The 13597-nt window shown below is 57.5% G+C and carries 17 protein-coding genes and 1 pseudogene; 3 read left to right on the top strand and 15 right to left on the bottom strand.

The features are described 5' to 3' along the window. The first annotated feature begins 62 nt into the window (after positions 1-62). Both mutL and ACGHU1_RS01325 read left to right on the top strand, forming a co-directional pair. A complete protein-coding gene (mutL, locus tag ACGHU1_RS01330; RefSeq protein ID WP_390582669.1) occupies positions 63-1898 on the top strand; it encodes a DNA mismatch repair endonuclease MutL in 1836 nt (611 codons plus the stop codon). 163 nt (positions 1899-2061) lie between these two features. Then, positions 2062-2400 carry a hypothetical protein gene (locus ACGHU1_RS01325; RefSeq protein WP_390582668.1) on the top strand — a complete coding sequence of 113 codons (339 nt, stop codon included), beginning with the start codon at positions 2062-2064 and terminating at the stop codon, positions 2398-2400. 51 nt (positions 2401-2451) lie between these two features. Here the strand turns inward: ACGHU1_RS01325 and ACGHU1_RS01320 are convergent. From ACGHU1_RS01320 to ACGHU1_RS01305, 4 genes and pseudogenes are all read right to left on the bottom strand, one after another. After that, positions 2452-3186 (bottom strand): annotated as a pseudogene (locus ACGHU1_RS01320) (MauE/DoxX family redox-associated membrane protein). Positions 3187-3217: 31 nt separating this feature from the next. Beyond that, entirely contained in the window at positions 3218-4024 is an 807-nt protein-coding gene (locus ACGHU1_RS01315) for a DUF1206 domain-containing protein (protein ID WP_390582666.1), read from the bottom strand. A 63-nt stretch (positions 4025-4087) separates the two neighbouring features. Further along, a complete protein-coding gene (gene ychF, locus ACGHU1_RS01310; protein WP_390582664.1) occupies positions 4088-5188 on the bottom strand; it encodes a redox-regulated ATPase YchF in 1101 nt (366 codons plus the stop codon). A gap of 92 nt (positions 5189-5280) precedes the next feature. Beyond that, positions 5281-6273, bottom strand: a complete 993-nt coding sequence (locus ACGHU1_RS01305; RefSeq protein ID WP_390582662.1) for an SDR family oxidoreductase — start codon at positions 6271-6273, stop codon at positions 5281-5283. An 83-nt stretch (positions 6274-6356) separates the two neighbouring features. Between ACGHU1_RS01305 and ACGHU1_RS01300 the strand changes: the two genes are divergently transcribed. Continuing rightward, positions 6357-6629 carry a hypothetical protein gene (locus ACGHU1_RS01300; protein WP_390582660.1) on the top strand — a complete coding sequence of 91 codons (273 nt, stop codon included), beginning with the start codon at positions 6357-6359 and terminating at the stop codon, positions 6627-6629. Positions 6630-6696: 67 nt separating this feature from the next. On the opposite strand, the gene pth is transcribed toward ACGHU1_RS01300, so the two are convergent. From pth to ACGHU1_RS01245, 11 genes are all read right to left on the bottom strand, one after another. Beyond that, the gene (gene pth / locus ACGHU1_RS01295) at positions 6697-7266 is read right to left on the bottom strand and encodes an aminoacyl-tRNA hydrolase (RefSeq protein ID WP_390582659.1); all 570 of its coding nucleotides are present in this window, start codon (positions 7264-7266) and stop codon (positions 6697-6699) included. Positions 7267-7453: 187 nt separating this feature from the next. After that, complete coding sequence (locus ACGHU1_RS01290; protein ID WP_390582657.1) at positions 7454-8140, bottom strand: 50S ribosomal protein L25/general stress protein Ctc; 687 nt, start codon at positions 8138-8140, stop codon at positions 7454-7456. 116 nt (positions 8141-8256) lie between these two features. Continuing rightward, positions 8257-9147 carry a TraB/GumN family protein gene (locus ACGHU1_RS01285; protein ID WP_390582656.1) on the bottom strand — a complete coding sequence of 297 codons (891 nt, stop codon included), beginning with the start codon at positions 9145-9147 and terminating at the stop codon, positions 8257-8259. Continuing rightward, positions 9144-10091, bottom strand: coding sequence for a TraB/GumN family protein (locus ACGHU1_RS01280; protein WP_390582654.1), 948 nt, complete (start codon positions 10089-10091; stop codon positions 9144-9146). Before ACGHU1_RS01280 ends, ACGHU1_RS01285 begins: the two co-directional genes overlap by 4 nt. A gap of 76 nt (positions 10092-10167) precedes the next feature. Further along, positions 10168-10803 (bottom strand): hypothetical protein, encoded by a 636-nt coding sequence (locus ACGHU1_RS01275; RefSeq protein WP_390582652.1) that lies wholly within the window; start codon positions 10801-10803, stop codon positions 10168-10170. Beyond that, positions 10790-10984: a helix-turn-helix transcriptional regulator gene (locus ACGHU1_RS01270; RefSeq protein WP_390582651.1), complete on the bottom strand. Its 195-nt coding sequence runs from the start codon at positions 10982-10984 to the stop codon at positions 10790-10792. Before ACGHU1_RS01270 ends, ACGHU1_RS01275 begins: the two co-directional genes overlap by 14 nt. Further along, on the bottom strand, positions 10981-11532 hold the full coding sequence (locus tag ACGHU1_RS01265) for a hypothetical protein (RefSeq protein ID WP_390582649.1): 552 nt from the start codon (positions 11530-11532) through the stop codon (positions 10981-10983). The genes ACGHU1_RS01270 and ACGHU1_RS01265 overlap by 4 nt, the downstream gene beginning before the upstream one ends. Positions 11533-11626: 94 nt before the next feature. After that, entirely contained in the window at positions 11627-12178 is a 552-nt protein-coding gene (locus tag ACGHU1_RS01260) for a hypothetical protein (RefSeq protein WP_390582647.1), read from the bottom strand. Between the two features lie 3 nt (positions 12179-12181). Then, a complete protein-coding gene (locus tag ACGHU1_RS01255) occupies positions 12182-12559 on the bottom strand; it encodes a hypothetical protein (RefSeq protein WP_390582646.1) in 378 nt (125 codons plus the stop codon). Next, positions 12559-12957: a hypothetical protein gene (locus ACGHU1_RS01250; protein ID WP_390582644.1), complete on the bottom strand. Its 399-nt coding sequence runs from the start codon at positions 12955-12957 to the stop codon at positions 12559-12561. The genes ACGHU1_RS01255 and ACGHU1_RS01250 overlap by 1 nt, the downstream gene beginning before the upstream one ends. 4 nt (positions 12958-12961) lie before the next feature. Then, a complete protein-coding gene (locus ACGHU1_RS01245; protein WP_390582642.1) occupies positions 12962-13402 on the bottom strand; it encodes a hypothetical protein in 441 nt (146 codons plus the stop codon). Positions 13403-13597 lie beyond the last annotated feature (195 nt).

Genomic DNA, 13597 nt, shown 5'->3' with positions numbered 1-13597 from the left:
AGCTATGCAAATATGCCCCGAAACACTCGAATTTGCGGTGCATGAAGGCTAGCCTGCGACAAATGCCCCAAATCCGCCGCCTTCCAGACGATCTCGTGAACCGTATTGCAGCGGGCGAAGTGGTCGAAAGACCCGCTTCTGCGCTCAAGGAACTCGTCGAAAACGCGATTGATGCCGGTTCAACGCGAATCGCCATTGCGCTGACCGATGGTGGGCTGACGCGGTTCGAAGTGACCGACGATGGCTGCGGGATGAGCCGGGATGACATGGCCATCGCACTTGAACGCCATGCAACATCCAAACTGCCCGACGACGCTATCGAAATGGTTTCGACGCTCGGATTTCGCGGAGAGGCGCTGCCATCAATTGCCAGCGTTGCCAGGGTAACGATTGAAAGCCGGGTTCGCGGCGAGGCCGATGGCTGGCGCATGGTGGTCGACCACGGCGATGTGGTGGATGAAGGTCCGGCTGCCTTGCCCCCCGGTACGCGTGTCCGGGTCGAAAACCTGTTTGCGAAAATCCCCGCTCGCCGCAAATTCCTGCGCACCCCGCGCAGCGAATACATTGCCTGCCTCGACATCGTCCGCAGGCTCGCCATGGCGCGTCCCGAAATCGCGTTTGCGCTTGAAAACGGCGCGGAGGGCAAAACCCGCAAAGCCCTGACAACACAGGTTGATGAGCCGCTCGCGGTGCGGGTGTCGCAGATCATCGCGCGCGAGTTGAAAGACAACGCTGTTGCTATCGAGTTGGCGCGGGAGACACCGCACGGCGCAATGCGCCTCACCGGTATTGCCGGCCTGCCGACCTACAATCGGGGCGTTGCCGATCATCAATATCTGTTCGTGAATGGCCGTCCGGTGAAAGACCGGCTGCTGACAGGTGCGGTGCGCGGGGCGTATTCCGATATGCTTGCGCGGGACAGGCACGCGGTGCTGGCGCTGTTCCTCGACCTGCCGCCGCAGGATGTCGATGTGAATGTGCACCCGGCAAAAACCGAGGTTCGGTTTCGCGATGCAAGCGGAGTGCGCGGCTTCATCGTTTCCGGTTTAAGGCAGGCACTTGCAACCGGCGACCGGCGCAGCGCGCAAGGCCCGGACCGCAAGGCGATGGATCGCTGGCAGCAGGAGCCTGCGCGCGAGGAACCGGCGGCGATGCGCTCTATTTTCGAAGGGCGGGATTGGACCGCAGCCGAGCCTTCACGCGTCAGCGAGCCAAGGCCTGCATGGATGCCGCAATCATCCGGCGCGCTACCCACGGGCCGCGCAGAGGAAGCCGCACCGATCCCCGAAGATGCGCAGGAATTTCCGCTCGGCATTGCGCGCGGTCAGGTCGCCAATACCTATATCGTTGCGGAAAGCGCGGACGGGCTGGTGCTGGTCGATCAGCACGCTGCGCACGAACGCCTCGTGCTCGAAAGACTGCGCGCTGCGGGCGCGGGCGAGGCGGTTGCGCGGTCGCAGGCGCTGCTTGTGCCCGATGTGGTCGAGCTGGATGAGGCGGATTGCGACCGGCTCGAAGATGCGGCAGAGGGCCTCGCGCGGTTCGGCCTGACCGTAGAGCGGTTCGGACCTGGCGCGATGCTTGTCCGCGCGGTCCCCTCCGCCATTGCAAAGGCAGATAGTGGCAAGCTGTTGCAGGATCTGGCGGACGACATTGCAAAGCATGGCAAGCAGGAGGACAGCGGATCGCTGTTGCTGGCCGAGCGGCTTGAATACGTTCTCGCGACGATGGCTTGCCACGGATCGGTTAGGGCAGGGCGCGTGCTGAGCGTTGCAGAGATGAACGCGCTGCTGCGCGAAATGGAAGCAACCCCGCGTTCAGGCCAATGCAATCACGGCAGGCCGACCTGGGTGAAGCTGGATATGGAAGACGTTGAGAAGCTGTTCGGGCGGCATTGACGGGCGTCGTCGCATATCTGCTTATGACACACTAGCCGACTTTGGCTTTAGAGGCCATAACAAGCGAATGACCGGCTGTCAGATACATTTGCCCTCTCGCCTAATGGAATGCGCTACCCTTCGTGGCAATGAGTATGCATGGCCTATTAGCGACATACCCAAGGTGATTGAGGCAGCGTCGCTGGCTGATCTACTTAACATTGGCGGTCAGTTGCAATTTCGCTTTCCCGATGGCGGGACATGCGAGTGCCACTGGGTCGAGGTCGATACATACAAAGCAGTTTCGTCGGACCTACCTTGGAAGGAGCGGGTTGAGGAAACAGCAGCAACGGCAAGATTGCAATTTCAAGGGCTGTTAGATCGAGTTGACTTCATTGCTGAAGGCAGGACCGCATTCAAGAAACACTTTGATGCCTTCGAGGCCAAAGGTGGCAAAGTGAACGACGCAATGTGCTTTGTTTGGTATATGAAAGCCGAGCGAGATAACTCTAAGCTGGCATAGTACGCAATGCCCGCGTCCCACCCCAAAATTGGACGTGAAAGCCGCTCGGCATCACATTCCCATCCGAACCAGCATCCAAACCGCCATGCCCATCATCGCGAGGTTTTCGCTCAGCGAGATAAAGCCCAGCGGTACATTGCCGCTGCCGCCCACGCAGGCGCATTTGATGTCGCGTTTCTGGATGTAGACCGCGTAAAACACGCTGACAGCTCCGATTGTCCCGATGATGAATGCAACCGGGATCGAGAGCCACGGTAGCACTCGGCCCGCCATCAACACGGCGGCAAGCGCCTCCAGATAGGGGTAGGCTTAGGCATAGGGGACGAAGCGTTTGCCAAGTAGGTCATAGCCGAAAAACATGGTCGAAAACTGCTCGACGTCCTGCAATTTGAGCATTGCCAGCATGGCCATTGAAAACGCGACGAACCATTCGATTGTCCGAACACTCAGCTCGCCCAGCACTCCTATCGAGAGCGAGACGGCCAGCGCCAGACCGACGGCGAATACAGCGAGCACCGGGCGATAGCTTTTGCCGCTGCCGGATTTCGCAATATCGAAATGCTCGCGCAGCGCGTCGTAGCCGCCGATCCGTTCATCACCGATGAAAACCTGCGGTGTCGTCTCAACGTCATGCTTCGACTTGAACGCGTCGGTTTCTTCCCGCGAGGTGAGATAATTATCCTCGACCGTGAAACCACGGCTTTCGAGCAAATACTTCGCCTTAATACCGTAGGGACAGACATGTTTGTCCATCACCATTCTATGCAGTCGAGCTGTCTTTTCCATCACTCTCAAATATACCCCCTAGGAGTATAATTCAAGATGTGCGGAATTGCGGTACGCCGGCATCGCGGTCCAGTTCCGGGATAATCCGGTAACGCGACAGGATGAGGCTGAAGACGCCGAACAACAGCAGTCCCAGCGCGGTGATCGTGAATAGCCAGCCAGTTCCGGCGAGCGAGGCGACCGCGCCGCCAAGCGTTTTCACGTCTTCCGCACCGCCGGACATAAAGCCGGCATTGACCAACGACCAGCCGATCACTGCATAGACAACTGCGCGCGCGCCGAAGCCGGCACCGCCCAGCATCCGCGTGTAAGATGGCGCACTGGCAGAAATACGGTTCATGAAATCGCCGCTGATCGCCTTTTTCGCCTGAGCAAGTGCCGCGATGAAGAACGCAATTCCAAGAATTCCGATCACGACACCGCCAAAGTCAATCGACAGGACGCCTGCCGTTGCTTCAGACGCGCCGCTGCCGCCCGAGCCGCCGGACGAAGTCGTTGCAAACTGGTAGGCAGTCCATGCAAGGACAAGATGGGCAATACCGCTACCGGCGTGGCCGATGCGTTTGCCCCAGCCTTTCGCATCGGAGCCAATGTTCTCAATATCGAAAAGCGGCGAGGCAAACCGGAAAAGCGCGTATGCAAACAGGCCCACGACCATGATCCAGAGCAAGACGTTGCCGCCGGGAAATTCCTCGACCGCGCGGAAAATTCCGTCAGTGCCCTGGCTGATGGCCCCTGCGCTGGTCAGCGCGATGAGCCCGAGAACGAAATAGAGGATCGCACGGCTGAAATAGCCCAGTCGCACGAACCAATTGAATTTTTCTGACTTGTCTACCACGAGCTACCCCTGATGAATGTTTGAATTCCCAACGGTAATTCAGGGTAAGCGGTTCCAAAAAAGTCAGACGTTAAATTTGAAAAGCATCACGTCGCCGTCCTGCACGACGTATTCCTTGCCTTCCTGACGCAATTTACCCGCATCGCGCGCCGCGCTTTCTCCGCCCAGTCCGACATAATCATCGTAAGCGATGGTTTCTGCGCGTATGAAGCCTTTTTCAAAGTCGCTGTGTATCTCGCCAGCCGCCTGGGGCGCCTTTGCGCCGTCGGGGAATGTCCATGCGCGCGATTCCTTGGGACCGGCGGTGAAGAAAGTCTTTAAACCCAGCAACGTGTAACCGGCGCGGATCACGCGGGCGAGGCCGCTTTCCTCCAGGCCAAGTTCGGTGAGGTATTCCGCCCTGTCTTCCATCGGCATCTCGACCAGTTCAGCCTCAATAGCAGCGGATACGACAACGGCCTGCGCGCCTTCAGCCTCTGCCTTGGCAAACACCGTAGCAGACAATTCATTGCCATCGGCGGCGTCTTCTTCGGCGACGTTGCAGACATAAAGGACGGGTTTTGCGGTCAGCAGCTGCGCCTGTTCAAACAGACGCTCTTCCTCATCGTCTTTCGGTTCGGTCAGCCGCGCAGGCTTGCCGTCTTTCAGCAGTTCAAGAGCCTGACCCAGCACGCTGGCGAGCGCCTTTGCCTCCTTGTCGCCCGCCTTGCCGCGCTTTTCGGCATTGGGCACGCGTTTCTCGAGGCTTTCGAGGTCGGCCAGCATCAGTTCCGTTTCGACGACCTCGGCATCGGCAAGCGGATCGACCTTGTTAGAGACGTGCTGGATGTCGTCGTCTTCAAAACAGCGCAGGACGTGAACAATGGCGTCCACCTCGCGGATATTTCCAAGGAACTGGTTGCCCAGACCCTCACCCGCGCTCGCGCCTTTCACGAGACCTGCAATATCGACAAAGCCCAGCTGCGTCGCGATCACTTTCGCGCTGTTTGCGATGCCTGCAATTTTGTCCAGCCGTTCATCGGGGACCGCGACCTGTCCGACATTCGGTTCGATCGTGCAAAAGGGATAATTGGCGGCCTGTGCGGCCTGCGTTTCAGTGAGTGCATTGAAAAGGGTGGACTTGCCCACATTGGGAAGACCCACGATCCCGCATCGGAAACCCATGGGAAGCTCTTTCTATCTATTGGAGACCGCGCCGATAGCGCCGTCGGCGCGTCTTTACCAGTGGGTAACAGGCCATGCGCGGCGCAAAGGGGCTAAACCTTGTGGACCGCTTTCACCCATGGACCGAAGCCGGATTCGCCAAGCCACCCGACCTGCACCTTTGCACTGACTTCGTTGATTGCGATCTGCGGCTTTGTTCCAGGATGCACTTCGCGGCGCAGAGGGCGCGTTCCGGCCGGCATCGCGATCACTTCTGCCATTGCGCGCGGCACATCCATTGGATCGGTCGATCCGCCGCCGGTGCGCTGGCCCAATCGCTGAACCAGCGCGGGGTAACCGGCAGTGTGGGTGCCGTCTGACCGGTTCAGCAGTGTCAGCGAATTTTCATTGGCGTTCTTCCAGATCATCGTCGGATACCCGCCGGGCTGGATCACCGTTACATCTACGCCGTGCGGGACAAGCTCGTATGCAAGCCCTTCGCTCAATGCTTCCAGCGCGAATTTCGACGGTGAATACATTCCGTAAGAGGGCGCAATGACGCGGCCCAGTTGCGACGAGACATTGATGATGAGCCCGGTTTTCGCCGCGCGCATCGCGGGCAGGGCGGCGCGCAGCATGCGCTGAGGGCCGAACACATTGGTATCGAACGTCAGCTGGGTGGCTTCCATGTCCTGTATCTCTACCGGGCCGCCGAATGAGATACCGGCATTATTGATCAAAACATCGATTGCGCCGCCATTGATCTCCATCGCTTTCGCCACGCCTGCATTGACCGAGGCATCGGAGAGAACATCGATTTCGATGACGTGCAGATCGAGGGCGTCGTCACCCGCCAGCTTGATCAGCTCTTCGCTTTCAGGGCGCGGCATATTGCGCATTGTGGCGAAGACTCTTGCTCCGCTGCGGGCGAAATGCTCGGCAGCCAGACGCCCGAAGCCTGTCGAACAGCCGGTGATCAACATGCTTTTGCCCGAGAGATCGGTCGGAATGGGCAGGATATCCTCGGCTGCGATTGTCGTCGTCGCGGCGAGGGCGCCTGTTGCGGCCACTCCTGCCAGAAGAGTGCGGCGGTTCATGCTGGTCATTTGGCGGTCTCCGATAGTTTCCGGCAGTCTAGCGCGAAGCCTGTCAACGCACCAGCCGCGAAGGATTACCCAACGCTGGATAATTGACGCGCAAGTTCGCCGATATCAGCCCCTTCGCCAATTATGCGCCACTGTGCGGGCGTGCGGCTATCAATCAGCACAACGCCGTTCTTCGGACAGATATCGAGGCAGGAAACTTCGATGATGCCCAGCGACGATTTGCGGCCCTTTTTCGTCCCAAGCTCCTTTTTCAAGGCTTTGGGCAGGGCCGTTTGGCCACTGCCGAACGCGATGCCGCGTTTTTTCGCTTTTTTGCTGCACTTCTTGCAGATCAGTATCGCATGGGACCAGTTTGATCGAATTTCAGTTTTCATATGGTGCGTTCAACGTGCAACGCCGCACATGGTTGCCGAATGACGGCAATCAATCCTGCATTCGCAGCGAAACCTCGCTCATGAAACGCGGGTTGTCGCCGTCCGCGAGCCACGGCGCTTCTGCTCCGATTGCGCCGAGCATCTGGACGAGGTCATCCTGTTCCCCCTTGGCATAATTGCCGAGGACATGGCCGGTCACGCGGTCTTTGTGTCCCGGATGGCCGATACCGATGCGAACGCGGCGGAAATCCGGGCCGAGGTGCTGATCAATGGATCGCAGGCCGTTGTGCCCCGCATGGCCGCCGCCTTCCTTCACTTTCACCTTGAACGGGGCGAGATCAAGCTCGTCATGCAGCACCGTGAGCGCATCGGTGCCCAATTTGTAGAACCTAAGAGCCTCACCGACACTGCGCCCGCTTTCATTCATGAAGGTCGCGGGTTTCAGCAGGAGGACCTTGTGCGATCCAATGCGCCCTTCCTGTACCCAGCCGGAAAACTTCTTCTGAACCGGACCAAAGCCATGCATTTCTGCAATGACATCGATCGCCATGAAACCGATATTGTGCCGGTGCATCGCATAACGCGGTCCGGGATTTCCTAGGCCAGTCCAGATTTGCATTTTCGCTCCTTAGCAGGCTTTGCTTGCCCCTCAAGCGCAGCAAGGGTCAGCGCCCGCCGTGAAGCCCGACAAGGCTAAGGAGATCGCATCCCGAAGAAGGATTCGGAACGCAAGAGCCCGACAAACAAAAACGCCGGACTGGTTTCCCAGCCCGGCGCTCTTGGTGATTGCTTGAGGAAAAAGCGGTTTATTCGCTCTTTGCTTCCTGCTCTTCGGCGGCATCCGCATCCGGACCCTGCTCGGTGGCTGCAACGCCATCTGCCGGGACTTCTTCGGTGTCTCCGCCTTCTTCTTCGCTCTTCTTGAGAGCGGATGGAGCGACGAGGGTTGCGATGGTGAAGTCGCGATCCGTAATCGCGCTTTCACTGCCATCGGGAAGCGTGATTTCGCTGATGTGGATCGAATCGCCGACTTCCTTGCCGGTGACGTCGATTTCGATCTCGTCAGGGATTCTGTCCGAAGCACAGATCAGGTCCAGCTCGTGACGGACCACGTTCAGAACGCCGCCCTTCTTGAGGCCGGGCGATTCTTCTTCGTTTGTAAAGACAACCGGGATCTGGACTTCGATCTTCGAGTCTTTCGACAGGCGAAGGAAATCGACATGGACCGGACGGTCTGTGACCGGATGCAGAGCGACATCCTTGGGAATGGTGCGAACCTGTTTGCCATCCACTTCGACCTGAACGATCGAGTTCATGAAGTGGCCAGTCGACATTTGCCGAACCAGTTCTTTCGCTTCAAGATGGATGGGTGTGGGTTCTTCATTACCGCCATAAATAACAGCGGGTACCCGACCTTCGCGGCGAAGTGCACGGGAGGCTCCCTTGCCTGCCCGTTCGCGCGCTTCGGCCGGCAGTGTAAGAGCGTCGCTCATGATACGTGCCTTTCGAATGCATTAGTTGAAATTCAGTCTATCGATGTCCGCCTCCAGGGATGACCGAGACATCGAAGAGCGCGCCACTACCGATAGGCGGGCACAATGGCAAGGATTTACTGCGTTACGCGCTCAACCTTGTAACCACGCTTTTCCAGCAGCACGGCCAGGCTGTCTGGCCCGACCAGATGCCCGGTGCCAACGGCGATGAGCGGGCGGGGCGCGGCTTTCAAATCGTCTTGCAGCATTTCGGCCCAGCGGAAATTGCGCTCCACAATCAACGCCGTGTGCAGTTCGGGGTCAGCCATGATGCCCGTGCGCGTCGCTTCTTCCAGAACCGAAGTATCGCCCGAAAGCCACGCGCTGTGCAGCCTGTCAGGGCGATTGCGGAGCGTTTCCACTTCGCGCAGCACCCCTTCGAGCAGGTCGCGCTGGTCCGCTTCGGGCAGACTGTCGAAAATGCCGAGTTGCATCGTCGCGCCTTCGAATTCGCGCACCTGCCTGCCGGTAAAATCGCGGATAATGGCGCGGTCTACACCGTTGGCCGGCTCCCCTGTCGCCTCAACGCGCGCCAGCATAAGGGCGGCCGCCCACGTCTCCGTCGCGCTGAAATCCTCCGCAGAATAGCTGGACCGGTCGATGAGTGCATCCAGCTCGCCATGCAAAGCAGGATCGATCCGTTCCGCAAGCTGTGCCTGTCCCGGCGTCGTCGCCAATTGGGCAAAGGTGCGCGCAATTGCCTCGCCATCTTCCAAGGCAGCGACCTCGACAATCAGGTAGTCTGCATCGTCGATTGCCTGCGTTATTGCGGGTGTGCGCCAGCGTATACCATCGGGCAGGGAATGGATGGTGCCCAGCATCCACCCTTCGACCGCGCCATCGGTGCCGATAATCTCATAAAGCAGCGGGTCCGCATCAACCGGGCCATCCTGCGGCGCCTCGGAGCAACCGGCCAAGGCCAGTACTCCGAGCAGCGCCGCAAAGCTGGCCCGAACCGCAGGCGTCACTGCACGCGCGTGACAGTAATTCCGCGCTCAGCGAGGTAATCCTGCACGCTGCGCTCTCCCGCGAGGTGACCTGCACCTACCGCGATGAACACATTGCCGGGTTCATCCATACGTGTATCAATCCACTCGGCCCAGTTGGCGTTGCGTTCATAAAGCAGCTTTTCCGCAAGGTTCGGGTGCGACAGGAAACCTTCATTCATCAAAGCGCCAAGCGCATCGACATCGCCCTCTGCCCACTCGGCAACTAGTTGATTGAGGATCTGGATGCCTTCCATCGGGTCTTCGGCACCTTCGAGAAGGTAGAGGACCTGCTGATCAAGCGGCAATTCATCAAAGATCGAGATTTGAAAGTCGATCGTTTCCAATGCGACCCGGTCTACGTCCTCACCGACCGTCGCCTCAAGCACGGTTTCGACGCCTTTATCGTCGCTGAAACCGGATGCCTGCGTCACGATCTGCAGGATGGCGATGGAGGCAAGCCACGGTTCCATCGTATCGAACGCAGCAGCCGGGATACCAACCTTGGCGAGGCCCGCTTCGAATGTAGCGCGCTGGTCTTCGTCCATCAGGTCGCGCAGCGTCTGGCCATCGCTCAGCATACCCTTTTCAGCGACCATCGCGCCCATCGATGCCGCGAGTTCTGGGTTCATGTCGATTTCAGTGACAAGAGCCTCCGCGTCGGTCAGTGCTTCTCTCACGGGGCCGCTATACCATTCGACGTCATCGGGCAGCATGTGCACAGTGCCGAAAAGGTAAATCGTCGTGTCTTCGTCCGCGACCTGCCACAGGGCCGGTGCGCCCGGCGCGGTTTCCAGCTCCATTTCGGCAGCCGGAACCTTCTCTTCCTCGACCGGAGCGGGCGCGGACTGCTGGGCGATTGCCGGGGCACCGGCGAGGAGCGCGATAGCAGCGGCGGACGATGGAAGCAGTGAAGTCAGTTTCATGAAATGGTCCTTTTTATCGGGAGATAGCAATCAAATATGGCGGGTGTTTGAACGGTTCTGGCATTGTGGGAGAACTTCACATGTATTTGCGATGCAGCCACACTGCCGAACCGACGATTGAGACGATCAGCAAGACGACCATGGGGTCATGCGGCGCGACCCATCCCGCGCGTGATGCAAGCCACCAAGCGGGTGTCACAAGTAAATAGATATGCAGAGCAATGGAAGTGCTTTCCAGATAGGCTTTGGCTTCATGTTCATCGACGGCTTTCCACCATTTCCAGCTGACAGCCGGAACTATAACCAGCCAGGCGATCAGCGCCGCTATGGCAATGGCAGGGCTGACAGGATCGTTCGAAAACAGAATGCTACCTTTATCGCGGCCGGCAACCGCGAAACCCACGCCTAACGCCGTTCCAATGCCGATCAAAATGCCCATAAGGTTGCGCGATTTCCTGACGCTCGGGCCGATTGGTTCGGGATCAGTCGCCGGCCATAGCTTCCAGCTCACGGCGATTGTCGCTGAGATCGCAGCAAGAATGCCAAAGCCAACACCGATATCCGTCATCGAAGGCGTGCCGTGTTCAAGCGCTCCTTTTGCAAAACCTGCAAGAAAGGCGAGGAGAAACAGGAGCAATACGCTCGAGATCACCAAAATGACGACCTTCCTCGACGCGGCACCAGTCTGGAGTTCTGTGTCAGAGTTCGTCATCGAAAATCTCCTCGATGCTGGAATCGAACAGGCGGGCGATTTTGAAGGCAAGCGGCAGCGAGGGGTCATGCTTTCCTGTCTCGATCGCATTCACGGCCTGGCGCGACACGTCGAGCCGCCCGGCCAATTCGGCCTGCGACCAATCACGCTCCGCGCGTAAGACTTTCAGGCGGTTCTTCATTCTGTAGTTTCGCGACTGTCGCGCCATCGATTGAACTGGAACAAGAGGACGAAAGCACTGGTGAAAACGAGCCAGACATAAAGCGTCGTTTGCAATACCCAAGCCTCTTTCAGCAGCGGGTCGAGCAGCCAGTCGGGACGGTTGCCTCCCCAATTGTCGAGATCACCCTGGATAAACACGGTCGAGATGAAATTGATGGAAAGGAGCAAAAATGGCGGGATGATCGTCATCAGGAACGCCAACTGCACCATAGTGCGCTTCCAGAGCAGATCGGCATATTCATCACGCCAAGTCGGCACGATGATCAACAACGGAACAATCACAAGCTGAAACAAAATCAAGATTGCTCTGATCACGCCCGATAGCACCGGATGAAGATCCGTAGGCGAGAAGCCGATGATCGTAATCAGACTGTGCGCAAAGACTTGGTAAATTAGGGCAGCATCCATCAGCCGATAATAGAGCCGGAAACGGAGTGGACCCTCGCCGGTAGAAGTGTCGGTACGATCGCGACCCGAACCTGACTTTCTTGATCCGAGAATATTCATAGGGAGTTCCCGTCAAAAATTTGAGCGTGCAGAAGTGCTTCGGACCCAGTTAGAGCGCTGAGCCGGACGGCGCGTAAGACTTTGAGGCGGTCCTTCATCTGCTGTCACGCCATCGGTAAAACTTGTAGATCGCAAAGAAGATTATAGGAGACCAGATTGCTATTTGACTGATCGTTTCAACCAGCCCGTAGAACATGACAAATTGGGTGACTTCTCTGGGAGCCTGCTCAAATGTGACGTCAGGAGGAGGCGGGGTGTCCAGCCTGTCATCAAACAATGTCCCGCCTGCTTCGAACCACAAAAATGCATCGGTGCCGAATGCGGCAATTGTGAGCATGAAGAAGAGGGGGAAGAAGACAACGAAATAGGTGAAAGTCCCGGCAGTTTTCGACCAGATCTTCTGCGCGAACTCGTCCCGCATGAAACGAGCCGCCACAAGAAGGAAAAGCAATGGCCACGTAATCAAAAAGAGAGTGACATATATCCCCGACGTCGGCAGTGCTTTGATCTCTTCAGGCGGCATAAGAAATTGGAGGCCCTTGCTGTAAAGCATCAGCACAATCATCAAATAAAACGCAGCATCCACCAGCGGATCATAGAACCGGTTAAGCTTGCGCAAGCGTTGCATTATTGTGGGTTTAGGCATAGGCTAACAATATCCCCTGATCCGTGAAATTGCGAAGGACGTCTGGAACGTTACCGCAACGATGATCAGGCCAAATACGTGATCCTGCACATATCCACTGGTGAAGGACACAACGCTGGCGAAAAGCCACAATCCCACGACCGCGCATGACCAGGCGGATGCCTTCCCGATCAGGCGCTGCATATATTCATCCTGATACGAGAAGAAGATAAGGCCAATAAGCGAGCCGGAGGCGAAACCGCCGCCAATGGCATCGACATGGTCAAAAAAGCCAAACGCTTTGCCAGCAAGCAACAGCCATGCGGCTGCAAAACCAACCCACATCGATTGCAAAGCGAAGTTACGGTTTTCCTCGCCCGGCTGATTGGGAACATACGGCATCAGATGCCCCCCCTGATCCGTTTCCAGAACAGGCCGATGTAAAAGGCGATAATCGCGAGGGCTATGGTTGCGATTGCCGGAATATCGCGTTCGTTGTCTTGCCCGGTGCCGCCGTCGCGTGCGGATTGAAAGCCGTCATAGAAACCTTCGGCGAATGGAAGGCCGAGAAACAGGATTAGAAGCGTCGCAAAGGCGAGGCTTGCGCCCGAAGTCCACAGGCCCCGTGTATATTCATCGGCGTTTCTGGTGAATAAAATCACCCAGCAGCAGGCGACACAGATCATAACCCCCGCGACCAGAAACGCTTTAGGAACGGAAGCCAGACCCCCGATGCCGATGGCCAGCAATGCGACCAGACCGACCCATCCTGCGCCCATGAAAATGTTTGCTTTGGTCATTAACTCAGCCTCTTAGACGCTTGATATGTAGGCCGACAAAGACCGCAGCCATGATGACGGGAGCACCCCAGGCTATCAGAAAGTCAAAGTCGGGCTTTTCAGACGAACCTGATAGCGCCGCTTGCGCGGAGAGAAAAACGGGGACGAAAAACAGCCAGATGATGGACATGAAGAAGCCGGATGTCGTTCCGCTGTTCCAGATGGCCAACGCGAATTCGTCGCTGTTCCGTAGTACGATCAGCGTGATGAGCGCCCCGGCCAAGGCTGCCAAAGTCGGAAGATTCAAAAGGTTTCGCGCGAGCATTCCGGGCGCGTGCATCGCGTCGGGCAGGGTGAGAAGGATGTAGTTGACGAAGACGTATAATTCCAACGAGACAAAAAGCGCGATCGCGCCCACCGTGCTGGCCAGATAAAAACGATCAGCTTTCTTCTGACGATTACTCATCACTTATCACGCTCCGGAGGCATTCATGATTTTGGCAGCAATCGCGCCGACCGCATAACCCGCCAAACCGATGAGGATGAAAAGCTGCCACCAGCGAAGGGTAGATGTTGATTTCAATATCTTCACGGCGAATTACTCCTTCGGCATTTGAGGTTTGACTTGGGGGGGCATGATTGGCTGTTCCCGGCGGATAAG

Origin of the sequence: Erythrobacter sp. MTPC3, from assembly GCF_042854385.1 — a bacterium.
Classification (GTDB): Bacteria; Pseudomonadota; Alphaproteobacteria; order Sphingomonadales; family Sphingomonadaceae; genus Erythrobacter.
The sequence above is the reverse complement of the archived record's forward strand: the minus strand, read 5'-3'. Positions and strand labels throughout refer to the sequence as shown.

Bases quoted from the DNA above. Each gene is read 5' to 3' on its own strand.
- ACGHU1_RS01275 (WP_390582652.1), bottom strand. From the start codon at position 10,803: ATGACGAACTCTGACACAGAACTCCAGACTGGTGCCGCGTCGAGGAAG.
- ACGHU1_RS01305 (WP_390582662.1), bottom strand. From the start codon at position 6,273: ATGACCAGCATGAACCGCCGCACTCTTCTGGCAGGAGTGGCCGCAACA.
- ACGHU1_RS01290 (WP_390582657.1), bottom strand. From the start codon at position 8,140: ATGAGCGACGCTCTTACACTGCCGGCCGAAGCGCGCGAACGGGCAGGC.
- ACGHU1_RS01270 (WP_390582651.1), bottom strand. From the start codon at position 10,984: ATGAAGAACCGCCTGAAAGTCTTACGCGCGGAGCGTGATTGGTCGCAG.
- ACGHU1_RS01250 (WP_390582644.1), bottom strand. From the start codon at position 12,957: ATGACCAAAGCAAACATTTTCATGGGCGCAGGATGGGTCGGTCTGGTC.
- ACGHU1_RS01280 (WP_390582654.1), bottom strand. From the start codon at position 10,091: ATGAAACTGACTTCACTGCTTCCATCGTCCGCCGCTGCTATCGCGCTC.
- ACGHU1_RS01245 (WP_390582642.1), bottom strand. From the start codon at position 13,402: ATGAGTAATCGTCAGAAGAAAGCTGATCGTTTTTATCTGGCCAGCACG.
- ACGHU1_RS01255 (WP_390582646.1), bottom strand. From the start codon at position 12,559: ATGCCGTATGTTCCCAATCAGCCGGGCGAGGAAAACCGTAACTTCGCT.
- ACGHU1_RS01265 (WP_390582649.1), bottom strand. From the start codon at position 11,532: ATGAATATTCTCGGATCAAGAAAGTCAGGTTCGGGTCGCGATCGTACC.
- ACGHU1_RS01260 (WP_390582647.1), bottom strand. From the start codon at position 12,178: ATGCCTAAACCCACAATAATGCAACGCTTGCGCAAGCTTAACCGGTTC.
- pth (WP_390582659.1), bottom strand. From the start codon at position 7,266: ATGCAAATCTGGACTGGCCTAGGAAATCCCGGACCGCGTTATGCGATG.
- ychF (WP_390582664.1), bottom strand. From the start codon at position 5,188: ATGGGTTTCCGATGCGGGATCGTGGGTCTTCCCAATGTGGGCAAGTCC.
- mutL (WP_390582669.1), top strand. From the start codon at position 63: ATGCCCCAAATCCGCCGCCTTCCAGACGATCTCGTGAACCGTATTGCA.